Source organism: Kitasatospora sp. NPDC058406 (assembly GCF_042722765.1).
GTDB lineage: Bacteria > Actinomycetota > Actinomycetes > Streptomycetales > Streptomycetaceae > Kitasatospora.
The window spans coordinates 1-19,200 of sequence record NZ_JBHXKE010000196.1 but is presented as its reverse complement, the minus strand read 5'-3'; the positions used below and the strand labels follow the sequence as shown (position 1 = coordinate 19,200).

Sequence of the window (19,200 nt, the reverse complement as noted above, 5' to 3'; positions counted from 1 at the left end):
GAGCTGCAGTCACTCCTCGCCACCTGGGCCGGCGCCTGCCCCACCTGCCACCGCGACATACCCACACCGATACGAACCTGACCAAGCCCTACTAGCCCTTGGCCAGGGAAGTCAGCACGCCGACGGTGGCGCCGAGCACGCCGCTGATTACCCCTGCCACCACGAGATCGCTGGGACCGGATCCCTTCCGTCCCCGCTTCGGATCCTGGGAGCCGTCGCGGAGAAGCACAGAAGGGCGGCGCCATTCAGCCGTCGGCGCGATCGGGTGATGGGATACGACGTTGGTTCGGATGTCAGCCCTCGGCGGAAGGCTGTGCATGGGCTGGATATCGCGGATCCGGAATTCGTCCTGGCACTCCTGGCCGAAGACCCTCTGCCATGCCCGCCGCCAGGCATCCATGTCGGGAAGCCGGGCCGGCCGACACCCGGTCAGGAATGCCTCAACGCTCTCCCAGCTGAGGAACATCCCCTCGGGCGAGAGCATGCGGTGCACGGTGCTCTTCGTGATGTGCAGGTCGGCGGCCTGCGCGTTCTCAGCGATAGCCCTCATTGAGAGCCCGCCGCTCTCCTCCCGGTAGCCCTTGAGCCCCTGCTGGAAGTCCAGACGGGAGCGCATGTAGTCAGGATGGGGCGACACCGCCCGGTGTCGCTGCCGGGCGACCCGCGCGCCCTGCTTCGGGTCGTCGAACTCCTCGGCGGTCAGGGCTCGCTGCCGGCTGCGCTGCGCGGTGCTGAGCAGCCGACGGGCGTGGCGGAGGTCGTCGGGCGTACCCTCGCAGGCGACCACGTAGCCAGTGACCGTCTCGACTCGGGGCACCCGGTCGCCTCCCTGGTCCGCCCGGGAGAGCGTGACCGCAGAGCAGTACCGCCGTCCCCCGAGGATCTCGGCCATCTCGCTGTAGGTGATCTCGCTACCGCCGGGCCGCGGCCGGAGCCGGCGGAGGAACTTCGAGAGCTCCTCCGCCAGCCCGGGGGTGACTCCGGCCTTCTTCCGGCCGGCCACGGCTACAGCCCCGGCACCCGGCGCCGGCGGCTGCGGATGTGCAGCACCCGCATCATCAGGCCCGTTACCACGACCGTGACCGCGGACTTCGCCGCCGCCACCAGCAGCGGATTGGCCAGCAGGAGAGGCTGGACGAACGAGAGGACCACAATCACGACGACCACCACACCGGCGATACCCGCCGGCAGCGCGCTTCGGCGCGTCCGCGGGCGCCGAGAAACGGTTCTGGACATGACTACTCCCTTCATGGTTTGTCGATTACTCAGCGCGTCCATCACGGCTTGCAGACCGTATTGACGAACGATCAGATATTGCCACTCAAATGGCATGGCGGTCAACCTCCCATTGCGACATTAATTCAAGTCGTCCCATTTCCTTGAGGAAACTTGAGAGTATTAGGCCTGTCGAAGATTTACATCACCGCAGGTCAGGGCACCCATGAGCCTCCCTATTGATTCATATCGCACATCCGTGTCCCGCCACCCTTTGCCAATCAACGACCTAGGACCCGATCGTTGCTGACGACTGGCTACCCAGGCTTGTCGGTTACTCAGCACCAGGGAATCGGGCCAGCTGTTGCAGCAGCCAGCCCCGCGTCGGAGCCCCGGCACGCAGAGCCGTAAGGGCCCTCGCAGATGGCTGGGGTGCCGACTGCACGTCGGCACCCCGGCCGCGTTTTTCCGTCTTCCTGTGTAGTGCGGGGAAATCGCCGAACCGTTTGCCCCCGACATCAAACCGTGACCACAGGTAGATCACAGAGCCGGGACGCCTTCCGCACCTCGGCGCAGCTCACGGAGGTGCGCAGCAATGCCGCGACCGCCGCGGTCCGGGATCATCAGCCCGCCGGAGACAAGATCGAGGAAGACGGGCATCCGCGCGCCAGGCGCGCCGCCGGGGCTGCGGTGGTCGTTGGTGTCGGTCGTCCGGTTCTCCCGAATTTCGTCGGTGAATTCGCGCGAGAGCTCGCGCACATAGAGAAGTCCCGGCCGCTGGAAGGCGGTCGGGGCTTTTCGTTCGGCAACACGGGGGGTACCGGGGCCGGTCTACAGCTCCAGGTCCGCGCTGCGCCGGGACGTCAGCCCGGCGCAGCGCGTTCTGCGGGGACAGGTCAGTGCTGGATCTGCAGCAGTTGTTGCCTGGTCCACCCTTCTCCGGTCGGGGTGAGTGCGGTGATCCGGTCGTTCGTGAGGTCGACGAGGAGTTTCGGCCGGGCCTGGTCCTCGAGTAGGAGGACTTGGGGATGTCCGTCGGTCTCGGTGACGGTGGTCGCGCCGCACTGCACAAGGTGGTCGCGGAAGCGGTTCAGCGCTGCGGACGCCTGGTCCGGGGCGAGTTCGAGCACCTGCTGGGTGAGGCTCTGGCCGGCGCCGCCGCCGGTGATCGTCGACTTGACCCAGGCCTCCACGCCTGCCGCGCGCAGGCGGGCGGCCCGCAGCTCGTCGGGGGCGCTCCAGGGGAACTCCGCCGGGTCGCAGGAGGTGGAGGGGGCGGCGGGCGCCTTCGGGCAGCCCGCGGACAGGGTGAGCGAGGCCTCGGACCGGCTGTAGGGGGCCTGGGGCCAGACGCTCTCCGGGCGCAGGAACGTGCTTTCCGGGGCGTGGTACTGCGCCGTGCAGGCGACGGTCTGCGGGGAGGGTTGGGCCTTGTCGGCGGGCTGGTCGTTCGTGCAGGCAGTCAGGACGGTCAGGCCCGCGAGGGCCGCGAGCAGGGCCGGTGCGGTGCGGTGGTTCATCGGTCTCCCCTGGCGGGTGGGTGCGGTGGTGGTGCAGGCCGCCCTGTGTACGCGATCAACCCCACGGCCTCCGCGCGCTACCGCGAGCGCCGGACCGTCGCGCGCAAGACGTCGGACCACCTGGACGCCCTGGCGCTGGCGAACATTCTCCGCACCCGACGCCGACGCCCCCCGGCAGCTGCCCACCGACAGCGAGCTCGTTCAGGCCGTCGCCGTGCTCGCCCGTGCCCAGCAGAACGCGGCACTCCGATCGCCGCAGAGGTGCAGGCAGGGTTCGTCGGGGCGGGCTCGAGGGCGCCCGCCGCGTCGAGCGGGTGCCCTCGGTCCGGTTCCTGGTGTCCTCAGGAGGTGGGACCGGGTTCCGGTCGGCGGATCGCCTCGGGATTCCCGACAGTCAGGACCATGTCCGGACCGTCCCGCCATACTCTCAGTGAGTCCCCCGCCCTGCTTCCGTCTTCAACCGCGGCACCCGCACCCTCAATTCTCACCGCCATTGCCTTTTCGGAGCATCCGACGGCCACGAACGTGAACGGCGGAATTTGCGTGGACGCCTGGGTGTATTCTCCGGCGAGAACGTTGCCGGGAAATTCTTGGTGAGTGTCCGAGTGGACGCTGCCGGAAGGACGCTGCGATCCGACAGAGCCGTGAGCCGTGGGCGTCTCCCCGGCGGGGCGGGCCGTCAGGAACGAGACCTCGCAGATGTCGTTCCTGACGGCGAGGACCACGTCGGTTCCCTCCACTTCCGCGATGCCCAGGATCTTGGCGGTGCCCTTGGCAGGAGGTGCGTCGACACTGCCCTGGAGGGGCTGGCCCGCCGGAACGGCGGCCAGCCCCTCCAGGGCCCATGAGGCGTCTTCTCGGGGGGTTGTCTCCCCGTCACCGGTACATGCCGTCGCCAGGGCCGCGGCGGCCAGGAGAACCGTCGCGCCCGCGAACCGGAGAGGGCGCCTCATATGAATTCCCCTAGTTCGACCAGTGGTTGTAGCAGTACCCTACCGGGTGCTGCGCGCTGCCGTTGCCGACCCAGTGGTCGGTGACGGCACGGCTGTAGATGTCGTAGTAGAAGAGGTCGTACAGGGGGTAGGCCTCCAGATAACCGAACTTGCCGGCCGGAACGGTGTACGCCCCGGCCTCGGTGCGCGTGGCCGTGTCGGTCACACTGAACCCGACCTGGGTGGAGACCTTCCAGGCAGGGATCGTCACGCTCGCCGACCAGGTGCTCGCTATCGCCCTGCTCTGGGTCAGCGTCAGGGTCATAGGACCGGGGCCGGTGACCATGTCGACCCTTCCGGTCCCGCAGACCTGCCCCGCGTAGCGCACGTCGCGGACCTCCAGGGTGATGTCGCTGTCGACCGTGCCCGGGGTCTGCGGGACCGTCGCGGCCTTCGTGGCGGGCGCCCCCTGGGGAAGCGTCGGAGCGGGAACCTGGCGGTCGACGGTCCAGTGACCGGGCACCGCACCCGCCGGGAGCCGGGTCGCCGCCCCCGCCGCCGAGACGAGCGAAGGCGCGTCGGACGCAGGTCCCGCCTGGGCCTGCGGCGCGACCATCACGGCCATCGCCCCCACGCCGGCCACGGCACACGCAATACGAGAAATCAAATTCCGCACAATTACCCCTGCTTCAACTGGAATACAACGTCTGGACGCCTTGCACCTGGGCGGTGGCCGAGATCTCGGCCATGGCGGCCGCAGTCAGCGTCGCGCTCTTCGTGCGGGCGATCGCCCGGCTGATCGAGACCCAGAGCTGTTCGAGACGGTGCCACTGCCACTCGCCCCACTCCCAGCCGATCCGCCCGCAGGAGCGGTCGGCCACGGGCCGGCAGCAGTTGCCGCTCCAGCCCGGATCCACATCAACGGCACTCGCCGGCACAGCCCCCCCGGGCCCCAGCCACCGCAGCACCAGCGAACATGCCGACAATGGCCTTCCTCATCATCGAATCCCCCTCCTGCACCGACCCCGATCAGGTCGACTACAGAGGACCCTAGGCGCCAAAAGACAGAACACGGGCAAGACTTGAGGAAAAGTTGAGGTAGTCACGACAAGTAATAGGCCTGTCTCCACTCGGAATCGGGCTGTGCACATAATGCGCGCCGTCTTCGACACCGCCGAGGCCCCGGGCGTGAAACTCATCGGGCCCCGGATCCTGAACCCACCGGCAGGAGTGCCAAACTCCTGGCAGCAGGTCAGCAGCCTGCGGCAGGGAGCAGCGGGTCAGGTCCGACGCCACCAGGAACTGGTCCGCTTCTCCTCGACGGCCGCAGCTTCAGCGGCGGCCGCGGCAGCCAGCGAACAGGCCGTCATCGTCCCAGGTGGCGGCCTGCTCCTGCTCGGCCCACCGCTCATCCGAGAACTTCGCCCGGCAGCGGGTGCAGACCGGGCGGTGCCGCTGCCGCTGCGCCTCACGGGCCTGCCGGACGGCCGCCCGCTGCCGCTCCCGCAGCTGGGCGCCGGGCCGAGCTCCACGGCCTGGTCGTCGGTCAGCTCGACCCGGACCCGGGAGTGCGGGGCGACCAGGACTCCGGCGACCATGTGCTCGCCGTCCGGCTCCGGGAGGTCGGTGACGGCCGGCTCGAACTCGGCGCCGGCGCGGATCCAGCGGCGCCGGTGCAGCAGCACGCTGTCCGGGTCAGTGGTGTCCGGCGGGTACCGGTCGTACGGGAGCCGGGCTGGGACGCGCACCAGGTAGGTCTCCCCGACCCGCACCTACGCCGCCCGCACCCCGATCGCCTCCTTGCCCGCTCTTCTTCCAGGGTGGTGTCGGCGGCGGCCGGGATGGTCAGCTCGCCGCGTATCAGGTCGTAGGTGATGGGCAGCGGCAGGGGCGGTAGGCCGTGCGGGTCGATGCTGGGAATGTCGTTGGTGATTTCGTGGCCTTTCGGATTTCGTCGGTGAATTCGCGTGCAGGGGTCGTGAAGATAGAGAAGTCACGGCCGCTTGGGGGTGGGCGGGATTTTTTTTGGCGACACGGAGGGGTGTGGCGGGGGTTCTACGGCTCGAGGTCCATCCAGGCGATCTTGTTAAGCGCGACGCCCAGGCCGCTGGCGCGGCGCCCGCCGTCCTTGAAGTAGCGTGCTCGCCGAGCGCTTCGGCGAGGATCTTCTCCTGCTCGGCTTGGCTCTTTCCGGCGTCGCGCGGCGTAGAGACTTCGGCGACCTCGCTGGGCATCTGGCGGTGTCGGAACGGCGAGGTGGTTGAACCGGCCATCACAGTTCGGCTAGCTGATCATTGGTCAGAAACGCCCTGGTGGGATCGGCCGAAGAGGAGCGGAGGCTCCCGAGTCGAGAGCGGGTCGCGGGCGGGTGAGCAGCGCTCACGTTGTCACAATTCTTCCTTGTTTCTGAAGGAATGTCCGATACGTCTCTCTGTTGTGAGGGGCTGTTGGCCGCGCCTGTCGCCGAAGGTCGCGCGCCTCCCGCCAGGGGCCTTGATATCGCACGTCGGAAGGGCTTTGACGCTCCATATTGCGAGCCGATACCGTCCGCTTGTCTATTCGCATGCGATGGGCGGCATGGGGCCCCCTGGCATGTAAGTTTACTTGGGAGTGCTTGTGCGTATGGCTCGCAGAGTGGTATGGCCACTTGCTGTTTTTCTGGCAATACCTGTGATGGCGGGTTCGATGCCGGCCTCGGCCGCTGAGGCCACGCCGCCGCTGGCTGTGGAGAATTTCTCCTATCCGGGGGCCGCGCAGATCCTCGCGCAGCAACACGCCATCCTGAAGTCGGGGGACGGAAACATCCAGCTGGCCGACTGCACGTCGACAGACAACATGCTCGAGGTGTACAGCCGGACTCTGGACCTCGGTCCTACCAAGATCTGTTTCCGGGTCACGGGGCCCGGCGGCTACCTGGCGGTGGAGCTTCCGAAGGTCTACAGCCTCAAGGGCGACGACCACACGGTCAAAGCGACGCTGACCACGGACGGCTCGGTCAGCAGCCTCGACCTCCGCAAGAACTACCACACACCCGTAGGCGAGGGCAGCGCCGTCGGGGGGATCACCCTGCTGGAACTGTCCGCCGCCGACGGACCGGCCGCACCGGCCATCACCAGCGACTACCCCGCGGTCGGCAGCGTCGTCATCGGTCAGCCCGGCCGCGCGGGCGGGCGGGCCTGCACCGCGACCCTGGTCGACCGCCACTGGGCCCTCACCTCGGCCGGCTGCTTCACCGACAACCCCGCCACCCTCCCTGCCGGCGCGCCGGCGAGCAGGAGCACCGTGACGATCGGCGGCAGGACCGTCGACATCGCCGAACTCGTGCCGCGCACCGACCGCGACCTCGTCATGGCCCGCCTCGCCGTCCCGGTCGACAGCGTCACCCCGGCCGCTCTGGCCGCCACCCCTCCCGCCACGGGCGAGAACGTGAGCGTGCCCGGCTTCGGCCGCACCGCCACCCAGTGGCGGCCCTACACCTCCCACACCGCCACCCACACCACCGGCGCCATCACCGCCACCAGTATCGACAGCACCCCCGCGCCAGGCTCTTCCGCGATCTGCGCGGGCGATGCCGGATCCCCGCTGCTGCGCACCGGTAACGGCGCTGTCCAGATCACCGGTGTCGCCTCCCGGTCCTGGCAGGGCGGCTGCTTCGGCGACACCGAGACCCGCACAGGCGCCACCAGCACCCGCGTCGACGACCTCGCCGGCTGGGTGAAGGATCTGAGGTACCGCACGTCGGACGTGTACGCGGGTACCCATGTGCAGATCATCGGCTCCGACGACAAGCTGTACGACTCGGTCGCCGACTACACCACCGGACTGTGGACGCGCGGGTGGACCCCGACCGGCGACAGTCGCCTGCTCGCGGTCGACAGCGTCGCCACCGGCGACACCGTCCACGTGTACGCCGTCCTGACCGACTACCGCGTCTACAGCCGCGACGGCAAGATCGGCGGCCGCTGGGGCGCCTGGAACGAGGTACCGGGAAGCGCGGTCGCCGCGGACGGCGCCCAGAAGATCACCGCCGCCGTACGGGGCAACACGGGCCTGGTCGACGTGGAGATCATCGGCAGCGACGGATCCCTCTACGGCACCACGGCCGACTACAACACCGGCACCTGGCGACCCACCTGGGGCAAGATCGGCGACAACCGGCTCACGGCCGTCACCAGCGCCTACTTCAACAACGCCACCCACGTCTTCGCCATCAACGAGGACGGCAAGGTCTACACCCGCACCGGGAACTACACCACCGGCAGCTGGGGCACCGACTGGATCGAACTTCCCGGCAGCCGGCCGGGCGTGACGTCCATCTCCGCCGCCGTCCACGGCACCACCGTCGACCTGTCGATCGCCGGCGCCGACACCTTCTACAGCACCAGCGGCAACTTCGACACCGGCCTGTGGGACCAGCAGTGGACACCGATGGGTGACAACCACCTCACGGTCCTCACCAGCACCACCTCCGACAACGTCGTACACGTCTACGCCGTCAACGAGGACAAGAAGGTCTACACCCGCGACGCCAACTACAACACCGGTCTCTGGACCGCCTGGAAGGAGATTCCCGGCGACGCCACCGGCGTCAAGGCCATCACGGCGGCCAGCACCGGCTGAGCATCCGACCCCGCGCCGGGCGGGGGTGATGTCCGGAGCCGGCCATCACCCCCGCCCGCCGGCGGTCGACATCTGCCGTACGCCACGGGTGACGCGCGCTGAGCACGCGCCCCTGGTACCGGGTGTGGGCGCCGCTCGCGCTGTGCTGACCGCTGGCGACCCCCCGGTGCCCGAACAGAAAGGAACTTCACGTTTCGATGGACATCTCTTCGATACCACGGGCCGGACGGCGCAGATTCGCCTCCGGACTCGTGGCCGGCAGCCTGCTGGTGGGGCTGCTCACGATTCCGGCCGCGGCGGTCGACGCCCCGCCGGCGACGGGCCCGGTCGCGGACCGGGTGAAAACGGTGGCGGCGTGGCAGAACGGCGGACCAAACGTACGCCGGGCCGCCGAGACCGCGCTGGCGGGTTCCGACGCCGACGTCACTGCGTTCGTCACGACCGGCAGGGCCGTCGCCGCGGAATACGACCTGCGGGCGCGCATCGAGGAACTGATCGCGATCTCCGGCCCGGGGGTCCGCGAAGCCGCCACCACCGCACTCGCCGGCAACGCGGCCGGTCTGCAGACCTTCCTCGAAAAGGGGATCCAGAACCCGTACGAGCACGACCAGCGGGTGCTGCTGTCACAGATCATGTCAACCGGCAGCCCAGCGGTGCAGGACGCCGCGAACAAGGCGATGTCCGGCACGCTGGAGGACGTCAACCAGTTCCTGAACGTCGGTCAGTTCAACGTCAGGGAGCACGACGACCGGGTCAAGCTGTCCCAGCTGATGCACGTGGGCGGCCCGCAGGTGCAGCAGGCCGCCAACGCCGCGATGGGCGGCGGCGCCGAGGACGTCCAGGACTTCCTGCGCTACGGCTACCAGACCGCCGCGGCCCACGACCAGGAAACCCTGACCATCGCACAGCTCACGGACCTGACAAGAAACGCCGCCACCCAGGCCGGCGAGCAGGCCCGCATCGCCAAGGACGCGTCCGCGAAGGCACTCCAGGCAACCGCGCTTGCCAAGGAGGCGGCGGAGCGCGCCGCGAACGAGACCCGGGCCTCCCAGTCCGACGCCGCGAAGGCCTCCAACGCGGCCGACCGGGCGGCGGACGCCGCCATCCGGGCGGCCAGCTCCGTCCAGACGGCAACGGCCGCGGCCAAGGCAGCGAACGAGGCCGCACGGCAGGCCGCGGCAGCCACCGCCAACGCGGCCGCGGCCGCCATGAAGGCGGGCAAGGCCGCCACCCGGGCTCTGTCGGCGGCGGCCGAGGCAGGCGGCGACGCGGGCAAGGCCGACCAGTCCCGCGCGGCCGCAGCCGCCGCCCGCACCGCCGCAGCCGACGCCCGCACCGCAGGCGAGGCCAGCGGCTGGGCCGAACGGGCCGTGACCCAAGCCAAGTCAGCAGCACAGTCCGCCGAATCCGCGGGCACCAACGCCGCCGCCGCCGCACAGGCCTCCGCCAACGCGGCCACCTCCTCGGGCGTGTCCGGGGAGGCCGCGGACCGGGCCAGGAAGGCAGCCGCCCGGGCCAACAGCGCCGCCGCGGAAGCCAGCCGCGCGGCGAAGGCCACCACCAAGATCGCCGACGACGCCGCCACAGCCGCCCGCGAATCGAAACAGGCCGCGAACTCCTCCGCCGCGCACGCCGAGGCAGCAGCGGCTGCCGCGGAGGACGCGGCCGCACACGCCGGCGACTCGACCAAGGCCGCCGCGACCGCACAGGCCGCGGCCGCCACCGCCGAAACGGCCGCCGTGTCCGCGGAGAACACCGCAAAGCAGGCCCACAACATCGCGGCCATCGCCCGCGCCTCCGACCAGGAGCGCCTGGACGCCCAGCAGGCCGCCGAGGTGGCAATCGCCCAGCAGGCCTACCGGGACGAGGACCTGAAGACCCGAAAGGCGGCCTGGGAGGCCGGGAAGACCACCCAGCTCGCCACCGATACCGAACGGCTCATCACCGAAGCCACAGCCGCCGGGGTCGACCAGAAGGATGCCGTGGCCAAGGGCCGCCAGGCCGCGGTCCGTCTGCTGGACGCCGGCGGCCCCTGGGTCCAGACCGCGGCGCAGAGCGCACTGGAGGGCTCGGACGGCGCCGTCCTCGCCTTCCTCAGCACCGACCTCGCGCTGGCCCGGACACAGGACGACCGCAGCAGCGTCATCGGCATCGCCGAAGGCTCCACGAACCTCGAGCACAAGCTCGCCGCCGAGACCGCCTCGGTGGGCACCCCCGCACAGGTCCGCGCCTTCCTGACGAGCGGCGCCTACAACGGCCAGGAACACGACGACCGGGTCCTGCTCTCGCAGATCATGTCCGTCGGCGGACCCGGCGTGCAGGACGCCGCGAACACCGCCATGAGCGGCACCCACGCCGACGTCCGCGCGTTCCTGACCAAGGGCCAGTACATCGCACGCGAACACGACAACCGGGTCCTGATCTCCCAGGCCATCGCCACCGGCAGCCCCGAGGTCCAGGCCGCCGCCCAGGCCGCCATGTCCGGACCCGCCTCCGGCCTCGTACCGTTCCTGCAGATCAGCCTGCCCCTGGCCCGCCAACGCGACGCCTTCACCGCAGCCCACATCGCCACCGTCAACTCCTACCTCGCCGCCATCGACGGCAACGCCGCCGTCGCCCGCGAGTACGCGGCCCAGGCCGCCCAGTCCTACGCCACCGCACGCAACGCCTCCGACGAAGCCGCCGGCTACGCCCGGCAGGCCCAGGCCTTCGCCGCACAAGCCGTCGGCTGGGCAACCCAAGCCGCCAACTCCGCCGCACAGGCCAAGACATCCGCCGACCAGGCAGCCGCCCACGCCAAACAGGCCCGCACCGCCGCAGCCACAGCCCAGGTATCCGCCCGCACCGCCGGAATCTCAGCCAGCGCGGCAGCCGGCTACGCCAAACAGGCCGGGAAGTACGCGTCCGACGCCAAGACCGAGTCCGACAAGGCCCAGGCCTCGGCCGTCGCCGCCGGCAAGAGCAGGGACGACGCGTTCGCGTCCGCCCGCGAGGCCGCACAGCTGATCATGTCCAAGCAGCAGGCCGACACCACCGACGGCAAGATGCAGCACGAGACCGCCACCGTCGACAGCAACGGCCGCGTCAGCTTCGTCGAGGGCGTCCCCCGGTCCGACGTCAACCCCGCGGTCATCCGCGAGGACCACAGCAAATGCGTCGAATTCAATCCGATCATCATCGCCATCTTCCCCGGCGGATGGCGTGAGGAAGGCAAAAAGCTGGTCTGCGACCTGCCGGTCACAGTCAAGGTCACCGGCACGGTCGACTACTACCTGAAGACCTGCCCCGAACCGAACCTCTCCATCGCCGCATGCCAGGGCAAGTACAGCAGCTTGGACACCGTCCTCATCCGCACCGAGCCGGTCACCTCGCAGTACGACACCACAGCCAAAAAAGAATACAAGAGCACCAGCCAGCTCATCTTCGACGCCCTCACCGGCGACTTCGTCAAATGCTGGAACACCCCCGGCCTCAACGGCCCCTGCGCCTGGGCAGCATCCAACTTCATCCCCTACGGCACCCTCGCCAAGGGCGCCAAAGGCATCACCGCCTTCCGCCTCGCCCTCGAAACCGGCGTCGAACTCGAACAAGCAAAACTCGCCCTCCAAGCCGCCCTCGACGGCTACAGCGACGCGGTCAAACTCAAGCTCCTCGCCACCGCCGACAAAGTCACCGCCTTCCGCAACACCCTCAAGGACGGCGTCGGCACCGACACGGCACTCGCGGCCCTCAGCGCCGACCGGAACATCGAACGAGCTCTGGTCGAGCAGCTTAAGTTTGAAGACGAGCTCGCGGAGGGGGTTCGCACGGCGTGCCCGACCAACAGCTTCCCGGCCGGCACGAGCGTGATCATGGCCGACGGGACCGACCGGGCCATCGAAACCCTCCGGACAGGCGACCAAGTGCTGGCCACCGATCCCGCCACGGGTTTCACCGGAGCCCAGCCGGTGACCAGCACCTTCAGGCACTCCACTACCCGTCTGATCGACATCGACACCGAGTACGAGGGTCGGATCACCAGCACGGTCGGACACCGCTTCTTTGTCAAGGGGGCTGGTTGGCGCGAGGTCTCCGACCTGCACGTCGGCGACGTCCTGGCAGGCCGCGACGGGTCGCACAACCCGGTGACCGGTTTGCACGAACAGACGGGCACCACCCAGGCGGTGTACGACCTCACCGTCGACGGCACGCACACCTTCTACGTGCATGGTCCGCAGAAGACAGGCAGCGGCATCCTCGTCCACAACTGCTTCGACCTGTGGGGCGACGAACTGGGGCGAAACCTGGACGCCCGCGCACACACCATCAAGAAGCACGTGGCCGAAGGCGCCTACGGTCCAAACGGCGAGACTGCAGGGGTCACACCCGAGGAAGCGGCCGGGCTTACTACCGCCACCGACCCGAACGGGGTGTTCAGCGACCTCAGCATCGCTGAGGAAGCACTGCGATCGGCCCTCGCCAAGAGTCAGAACGCACTTCGCACCTGGGGACAGCCGGGCGCGTCGGACTTCAAGGAAATCATCGTCGATGTTGATGTCATCAGGGATGGCCAACGCCTGACCTCGCTGGGCAAGGTGTATCCTCCGGGCGGCAGTCTCAACGCCGCTGATTCCGGAACCAAGGTCAAGGTCCGGCTGTTGAGGGCGCCCCAGCACAATGGCAAGAAGTGGATCATCGGTTCCATCTTCCCGCTGGCCGGAGGGTGATGCGTGATGACTGAGAGATACGGCGGGGACGAGTTCGGGCTGCCCCACCTGGGGCAGGTGTTCCACCACAGTTGGCGGGACGAATGGGCCACCGAGGCACAGGCACTGACGTACTACACCGACGGCATGCCGCCGCACCTGGTCGAGGCACTCCTCATCGACACTCTCCGGGTCGCTGCTCCGGCTGTGCCAACCTGGGTGTTCGAAACGCTCTGGGCGGTGGGAAGCGAGCGCCGCCTGGAGCTCAGGAACGCGGGGATCGACCCCCACGACTGGCTCCTGGGAGTCGTCCGGCTGTGCCGGGAGCGACTCCGCGCGGAGGGCCTCACTCCTCCAGAGGAGGTACCGGTTAGCCCGTACCAGCACCTGACAGGGGCCGTCCTGGACGAGATCATGATCGTCACTCCGGGCCTCCTGGAGCTGGCACAGGACTCGTCATGGAAGTCCATCCCTGGTGTGGTGCCCGCACTCAGCCACGCCGCCGTCCACGCCTGCCCCGACCTGGCGTTCCGCTTCCTCCTACGCGCGCTCACTTACGGCCCGCAAATCACCCGGAAGCAGTATGAGCGGTACGTGGAACTCGGGCGGCAATTCGAGTACGGGCAGTTTCTCGTCCCAGGTTACGAGCACCTGATGCGCTGAGACCGTCGACAGTCATCGGGCGCGCAGTGGGTACGGATCACGTACCGACTGCGCGCCCTTGCACTGGGTGCTCAGTTGGTGGGAGTGCCGCCTTCCGGGGCCTTGGTCGGGCCGGGGTGCATGCCGGCTTTGAGTTCGCCCATGGCAGCGCGGGCGACCTGGTGGTTAAGGAAGCGTAATCCATGATTCTGCAGGTTTCCTCAAAAATCGGCAAAGTATGTCCTTCAGATCGAGATGAAACCATCCAGGCTGTATCAGAAGCTGTCCAGTACAGCCGCTCCAAGCGCCAGGTGGTGTCGTTCGTCCTCATTGAACCCCCGTCCGACTTTCCTGCCGCCCACCTCAATGTTTCGATCAGCGAGGACCGCAGCCACGGGGCACTTGTTTGGTGCGCGAGCGAGCACTTGCTGGAGAGAGGCGGGGTGTACAGCCACATTTGGATCTCCGACAATCCAGAGCCCCCGACCATCGACCCTGACCTGGTCTCGGACACGTACACAGGCAGGACTCACGACCCCGCCAGCACCCTGCCGATGCATCGCGTCGTCGCAGCCATCGAGGAATATTGCCTGGCGGGAACAGGCGAACGCCCCTCATGCGTCGAATGGGTCACCGGCGAACTGACCGGCCAACGCCACGACAGGCCGATAGTCAGAGACTGATCAAATTGCTGAACGGCCCATGATTTTCAGTCTCGGATTTCAGAAGCTGAGAACTTCCGACGCAAAATTCCCTAGAGGCTGGAATTCACCGCTGGCAGGTGGTGAACTCCAGCCATGCGGGACGGCGGCTCACCGGTTGACTGCCACGGGGATCGGGATTGCCGGGTGTTCCCGAGGGCAGGCGCTCCAACCGGCGGCGCTGGCGCGCAGCAGGAGGGTGTGGGCGGGGGCCGGCATCCTCAGCCGGCCCTCAGCGGGTCGGGGAGTGGGGCAGTGGCAGGAGCGGCAGGCCGTCATCGTCGGCGTGGTCGTAGTGGTCGCTCGTCCTGTGGCCTTTCGGGTTTCGCCGGTGAATTCGTGTGTGGGGTCGTGCAAATGGAGAAGTCCCGGCCGTTTGGGGGCGGCCGGGGCTTTGTTTTCGGTGGCACGGAGGTGTGGCGGGGTGTTCGGGGCGTCTACAGCCCCTCCAGGTCCATCCAGGAGATGTCGTTGAGCTCGACGTCGAGGTTGCGGGCGCGGTGGCTGCCGTCCTTGAAGTAGTGCTCGCGCAGGCCTTCGGCGAGGATCCGTTCCTGCTCGGCTTGGCCGGCTCCCGCGTCGCGGGCCTCGTAGAGGCGGAGGGCGACGTCGCCGGGCATTTTCTGGGTGATGGTGCGGGGGCGGGGGTCGTCGGTGGAGCCGACGGCCGAGTTGAAGCCGAACGTGCCGCTGATGTGCAGCATGAAGCCGTTGGTCTCGGCGGCGTTGCGCACGCGCTGCTTGACCTTGGGCTGCCACTTCGCGCGGACCCGCTCCTCGACCTTCTTCGCGGCGGCGGGCTTCGGGGTGCCCTGACCCTTGAGCCAGCGCTGCACGGTCCGCTGGCTGACGCCGAGCTCGGCCGCCAGGGCCTTGGTGGAGCCCTTGGTGCCTTTGAGTAGGAACCGCATCCGGGCAGACAGGGACTGCGGGATCGGGCGAGTGCGCTCGGCGCGCTCCAGGCCCTCGTCGATCTCCCCCATTGGGCTGTCCTTCCTCGGGGTCTTGATGGTGGTGGGGACCACCCGGCGCCGGGCGGTCGGGTTCAGCGGGTCCAGCCGATGAGGGTGAGGCGGTGGCCGCGGTCTTCGAGGTCGCGGCGGGAGACGGCTTCCTCGCGGGCGGTCACCAGCGGCAGCGCCAGGTCGTCGTCGCCGCCGTCGGTGGTCGGGGCGTCGTTCCACACGCCGCCCTGGTCGTCCAGCCACAGGGCGGTGTGGTCCTTGCTCGGCGCGGCGGCCGGCGCCACGATGCCCGCGGTCTGCGCGGCGCGCAGCCAGGCGTCGGCCTGCCCGGTCAGCTCGGCCCGGACCTCCGGCTTCAAGCGGGTCCAGGCGGCGGACCCCGACCTGGTGTGGTTCCAGTAGGCGGCGGCGACGGTGAGCACCGCGAGCTCCGCCGGATCGCCCTGGCCCGCCTTGATGGCCGCCATCTTCTCCAAGTAGGCGACGGGGTCGGTGTCGGCGAGGTTGAGCGGGACGCCGAGGGCGGCCATCGTGTCCAGGTACGCCTGGCGCAGCCGCTTGTGCCACGGGTCGAGGTAGGGGCCGCTCTCGTGCCGCAGCCAGCCCTCCAGCGGTTGCGGGCGGGCGCCGAGCTCGATGGCGTAGGCGACCTTCACCGTGGAGTACCAGGCCGGCCCGGTCGGCCGGGAGCCGTCCGGGGTGAACGGCGACGGGAGCAGCGGGTCGGTGTCGACGTGAGAGAGGTCGACCAGCCAGGAACCCGGCAGGTTCGGGTCGAACACCGGGTTCAGCTCGTGGACCGGCCCGGAGAGCGGCAGCGTCAGGCGACCGGCGGCCGCGAGGAACGCCGTGTTCACGTCCAGGCCGACCGCGTACGGCGCCGCTTGCTCCTGCTCGGTGAGCGGGCAGGACCGGTCGGGTCGCGGCCTCGACCCGCGCACGGCGGGCGGCCGGGCTGGTCTCTTCCAGCAGGTTCGCAAGCCTCAGCCCGCGCTCCTCCCCCGGGTCGGGCACAGGCAGTACCGGACCCGGCGCGGGGACGGCCGGGGCGGTGGCGTTCCTCATCCGGCCGCTCCCGGCGCCGTGTGTCCGCGGTCGCCGGCCGGAACGGCCGCTACCGGGTTGGTGGACGTGCCCGGGCCGTCGCCGGGTTCGTCGGCGTGGGGCAGGATCCGCACCGCGGCCGGGTCGTAGAGCAGCCAGGCGCTCTGCCTGTCCTCGCCCCAGCGCGCGTGGGCGATCCACGGCACGTCCGGGCCCGGGCGGCGGCGCGCGGTGACCAGGCCCGAACGCCAGCCTCCCCCGATCCGCACCCACGCCAGGCGCCAGCACCGGTCCGCACCCTCCGGGTCGGGCACGCCCGCGAGCTCGGACGGCAGCGTGAGCGCATCGCGCCACACCCCGTGGAACGGCGCCCGGGCCGGCGGCCCGTCGCCGGGCTCGGGCAGCGGGCGCACCGTCGTTTCGTCGTAGAGAAACCAGCCCCAGGCCTGTCCCTCGGATGCGGTCGCGTCGTCGTCCCACCGCACGTGGACCACCCAGCTCGTACTGCCGGGCGGGCGCCGCCACACCGTGAGCAGCCCCGGCCGCCACCGCCCGCCCAGCAGGATCTCCACCAGCCGCCACCTGCGCACGTCCCGGGACGCGCCGGGCAGTGTCATCAGCTCCCGCGGCGCCCACACGGCGTCGCCCGGCCGCTCGGGCGAGCGGTGGGGGCGGGAGAAGGGCACGTCGGCGGTCACTCCCCCATTATTCGAGCACGTGTTCGAGTGACCAAACGTCAGCCAGGCCCCACCCTCGCATCGCCTCCTGTGCCTGAACGCGATACCTGTCACTTCAACGCGGAAGGTGTCACCAAGATCGTCCCGGAGGTCCGGACAGGTGAGCCGTGACACGGTAGTTGGAACTTGGTCACGGTTGTTGGAACCGGAGCGGGCCAGCACTGGAATCGCCCGCCGCCGGGACCTGGTAGAACCGGGCCCAGTGGCGCCTAGGCCACGAGGCTCTGGGGGTGACATGTCGGGACCGGCGGTCGGACAGGAGGGTGTGTCGGCGGATGGCGTCCGGATGTGGGTCACGGTGTGAGGGCGGCGGAGACCCGGGCGAGGTGGTGGGCTGACAGTGCGAAGTGGTTGGCGGGGTTGCGGTAGGAGTGGTGGCCGTCGTTGATGCGGATGCCGTCTTCGGTGGTCGTCCAGTGCGCTGGTCCGGGCTGTCCCTGTTCGGTGAGGAGGAGGGCTGCGAGCCGGTCGGGGTCCTCGACAGTGGTGCGGGCGTGCAGCGCGGCCGCGAGGCGGGCGACGGCGCGGCCGGGTACGGCGTGGTCTCCGAGGGCGGGCAGCAGAAGCAGCAGGCGGGCGTGGGGGTCGTCGGTGCTGCCGCCGGGGATGCCGTTGTCTGCAGCGGCGGCGAGTTCGGGCCAGGACAAGGCCGGGCCCATGAAGTGGCCGTCGTCCTGGGCAAGGAGTTCGGCGCGTTCCCAGTCGGGGTGGTGAATCAGGTAGTCGGTCCCCCGGTCGCCGTCGAAGGTGCGATAGACGACATGGAAGCGGTGGCCGGCGGTCAGCGGGACGGTGAAGAGCGGCCAGTCGGCTCTGTCCCAGACCTGGCGGTAGAACTCCTCGCCTGCCTCGTAGTCGGGGCCGAACAGCAGTTCCTGGGCCTCCTCGAGGTGGGCGCAGGAGGCGAGGTGCGCGAGCCAGAAGAGGTGCTCGTCCAGGAGTTCAGGGTGTGGTGTGTAGGGGCCACCGTCGTAGCCCGGTATCTGGGCGGGGTGCGGGTCTGCGCTGTTCGTCATGGCGGCCATCATGGCGTGCGGCCGCCGATCCCGCCGCGGCGAAGGTGGTGGCGGTGCTGCCCCGCGAGGGCGACGACGTGCGGGTGCTCCAGGGCACGGTGGCCTTTCTCGGCGCAAGTGCCTTGGGCGCGCTCGCCGTCGGCAACGACGCACGGGCGGCGGCCATCGCCGAAGCGAACGCGATGGCGGCACGTACCCACATGCAGATGATGGACCCGTACATCCAGTCCTTCCAGGTCATGCTCGACTGGCAGGCCGGGCGCTGGGAGAATGCTGAGCGGGGACTGGCCGCCTTTCACGAGCGTCATCCGGACAATCCGCTGGACGCGGGTGGGTTTGCAGGCCACCGTCCGGGGCCTGATCGCCGGCGCCCGTGGCCGCACCGCCCAGGCCGCTACCGCTTTCGAGCAGGTCCTCACCCGCGAGGGCCTGCACCTCGACGCGCTCGGCGCCGCCCGCCTCCACCTCAATCGAGGCGACCTCCAGGCCGCTTGGCGCGCTCTGGCGGACCCGCTCGACTTCCTCGCCTTCCTTGACCGCAAGGAGGCCTGGGCCCACGCCTGGGACCTCGTCCGGGGCCGTACTCGCGGAAGTGTCCCGCCACCGTCGCGGGTGAGTGGATGAAGTACCTGTTGTCGACGTCGGGCAGGGAAGCCTCGCTGATCACCCAGTAGAGCGTGGTCAGGTCGGAGGGGATCGGTGTCAGGTCCACGAGTGCACTCGCCGCCTGGTGACTGTCGTCGGTTGCGAGCGTCACGGCGTTGTGACTGGGCGGGAAGCCGTGTGTCGGGAGGAACGACTGCGTCAGCTTCGTCAGCGCCGTATCGGTCTGCTTCCCCCAGGATCGGACCCAATCCGCGTCCAGCCGCGCACCTGGCACGTTTCCCCCTCAAATGCGCTTGTGACCCGCCGGCGCTAGTCCGGAAGAACATAGCTGAAGGCGGTGACGGCCCTCCGCCCGGAGGGCGGAGGGCCGTCGAGCAGGCGCCTGTGACGGTCAGCCGGCCTTCGCCGGTTCCTCGGTCCGCTGTCAGCGGACACGGCAGACTCCCCGCTGGCGGTCAGTTGGGCTCCCCGCTGGTGGACATGAAATCTCCCCGGTGACGGACAGCTGATCTCCCCG

16 protein-coding genes and 1 pseudogene are annotated in these 19,200 nt (G+C 69.4%); 6 read left to right on the top strand and 11 right to left on the bottom strand.

Annotation, left to right across the window (positions count from 1 at the left end):
* Positions 1-91: 91 nt before the first annotated feature.
* The 4 genes from ACFWOG_RS30225 to ACFWOG_RS30210 all read right to left on the bottom strand — a co-directional run bounded on the left by ACFWOG_RS30225 (position 92) and on the right by ACFWOG_RS30210 (position 2,735).
* On the bottom strand, positions 92-1,003 hold the full coding sequence (locus ACFWOG_RS30225) for a hypothetical protein (protein WP_355402455.1): 912 nt from the start codon (positions 1,001-1,003) through the stop codon (positions 92-94).
* Between the two features lie 2 nt (positions 1,004-1,005).
* Positions 1,006-1,341 (bottom strand): hypothetical protein, encoded by a 336-nt coding sequence (locus tag ACFWOG_RS30220; RefSeq protein WP_380362089.1) that lies wholly within the window; start codon positions 1,339-1,341, stop codon positions 1,006-1,008.
* Between the two features lie 414 nt (positions 1,342-1,755).
* A complete protein-coding gene (locus tag ACFWOG_RS30215; protein WP_355402451.1) occupies positions 1,756-1,974 on the bottom strand; it encodes a hypothetical protein in 219 nt (72 codons plus the stop codon).
* A gap of 137 nt (positions 1,975-2,111) precedes the next feature.
* Complete coding sequence (locus ACFWOG_RS30210; RefSeq protein WP_380362087.1) at positions 2,112-2,735, bottom strand: hypothetical protein; 624 nt, start codon at positions 2,733-2,735, stop codon at positions 2,112-2,114.
* A gap of 39 nt (positions 2,736-2,774) precedes the next feature.
* Between ACFWOG_RS30210 and ACFWOG_RS30205 the strand changes: the two are divergent.
* Positions 2,775-3,006: pseudogene (locus ACFWOG_RS30205) on the top strand (transposase); the annotation flags it as partial.
* Positions 3,007-3,698: 692 nt separating this feature from the next.
* Here ACFWOG_RS30205 and ACFWOG_RS30200 read toward each other — a convergent pair.
* The 3 genes from ACFWOG_RS30200 to ACFWOG_RS30190 all read right to left on the bottom strand — a co-directional run bounded on the left by ACFWOG_RS30200 (position 3,699) and on the right by ACFWOG_RS30190 (position 5,415).
* Positions 3,699-4,310, bottom strand: a complete 612-nt coding sequence (locus ACFWOG_RS30200; RefSeq protein WP_380362085.1) for a hypothetical protein — start codon at positions 4,308-4,310, stop codon at positions 3,699-3,701.
* Positions 4,311-4,356: 46 nt separating this feature from the next.
* The gene (locus ACFWOG_RS30195) at positions 4,357-4,584 is read right to left on the bottom strand and encodes a hypothetical protein (protein WP_380362083.1); all 228 of its coding nucleotides are present in this window, start codon (positions 4,582-4,584) and stop codon (positions 4,357-4,359) included.
* Between the two features lie 363 nt (positions 4,585-4,947).
* Positions 4,948-5,415: a hypothetical protein gene (locus ACFWOG_RS30190; RefSeq protein ID WP_380362081.1), complete on the bottom strand. Its 468-nt coding sequence runs from the start codon at positions 5,413-5,415 to the stop codon at positions 4,948-4,950.
* A 1,096-nt stretch (positions 5,416-6,511) separates the two neighbouring features.
* Here ACFWOG_RS30190 and ACFWOG_RS30185 point away from each other — a divergent pair.
* From ACFWOG_RS30185 to ACFWOG_RS30170, 4 genes are all read left to right on the top strand, one after another.
* Positions 6,512-8,287 (top strand): trypsin-like serine protease, encoded by a 1,776-nt coding sequence (locus ACFWOG_RS30185; RefSeq protein ID WP_380362079.1) that lies wholly within the window; start codon positions 6,512-6,514, stop codon positions 8,285-8,287.
* Positions 8,288-8,484: 197 nt separating this feature from the next.
* A complete protein-coding gene (locus ACFWOG_RS30180) occupies positions 8,485-12,993 on the top strand; it encodes a polymorphic toxin-type HINT domain-containing protein (protein ID WP_380362077.1) in 4,509 nt (1,502 codons plus the stop codon).
* A gap of 6 nt (positions 12,994-12,999) precedes the next feature.
* The gene (locus tag ACFWOG_RS30175) at positions 13,000-13,635 is read left to right on the top strand and encodes a hypothetical protein (RefSeq protein ID WP_380362075.1); all 636 of its coding nucleotides are present in this window, start codon (positions 13,000-13,002) and stop codon (positions 13,633-13,635) included.
* Between the two features lie 182 nt (positions 13,636-13,817).
* Positions 13,818-14,297 carry an Imm1 family immunity protein gene (locus ACFWOG_RS30170; protein ID WP_380362073.1) on the top strand — a complete coding sequence of 160 codons (480 nt, stop codon included), beginning with the start codon at positions 13,818-13,820 and terminating at the stop codon, positions 14,295-14,297.
* 455 nt (positions 14,298-14,752) lie between these two features.
* On the opposite strand, the gene tpg is transcribed toward ACFWOG_RS30170, so the two are convergent.
* The 4 genes from tpg to ACFWOG_RS30150 all read right to left on the bottom strand — a co-directional run bounded on the left by tpg (position 14,753) and on the right by ACFWOG_RS30150 (position 18,077).
* Positions 14,753-15,298, bottom strand: coding sequence for a telomere-protecting terminal protein Tpg (gene tpg / locus ACFWOG_RS30165; RefSeq protein WP_380362070.1), 546 nt, complete (start codon positions 15,296-15,298; stop codon positions 14,753-14,755).
* A 62-nt stretch (positions 15,299-15,360) separates the two neighbouring features.
* Positions 15,361-16,260 carry a hypothetical protein gene (locus ACFWOG_RS30160; RefSeq protein WP_380362068.1) on the bottom strand — a complete coding sequence of 300 codons (900 nt, stop codon included), beginning with the start codon at positions 16,258-16,260 and terminating at the stop codon, positions 15,361-15,363.
* 81 nt (positions 16,261-16,341) lie between these two features.
* The gene (locus tag ACFWOG_RS30155; protein WP_355402429.1) at positions 16,342-17,022 is read right to left on the bottom strand and encodes a hypothetical protein; all 681 of its coding nucleotides are present in this window, start codon (positions 17,020-17,022) and stop codon (positions 16,342-16,344) included.
* Positions 17,023-17,354: 332 nt separating this feature from the next.
* A complete protein-coding gene (locus ACFWOG_RS30150; protein ID WP_380362066.1) occupies positions 17,355-18,077 on the bottom strand; it encodes a hypothetical protein in 723 nt (240 codons plus the stop codon).
* Between the two features lie 330 nt (positions 18,078-18,407).
* On the opposite strand from ACFWOG_RS30150, the gene ACFWOG_RS30145 reads away from it, so the two are divergent.
* Positions 18,408-18,701, top strand: a complete 294-nt coding sequence (locus ACFWOG_RS30145) for a hypothetical protein (RefSeq protein WP_380362064.1) — start codon at positions 18,408-18,410, stop codon at positions 18,699-18,701.
* The last annotated feature ends 499 nt before the right edge of the window (positions 18,702-19,200 follow it).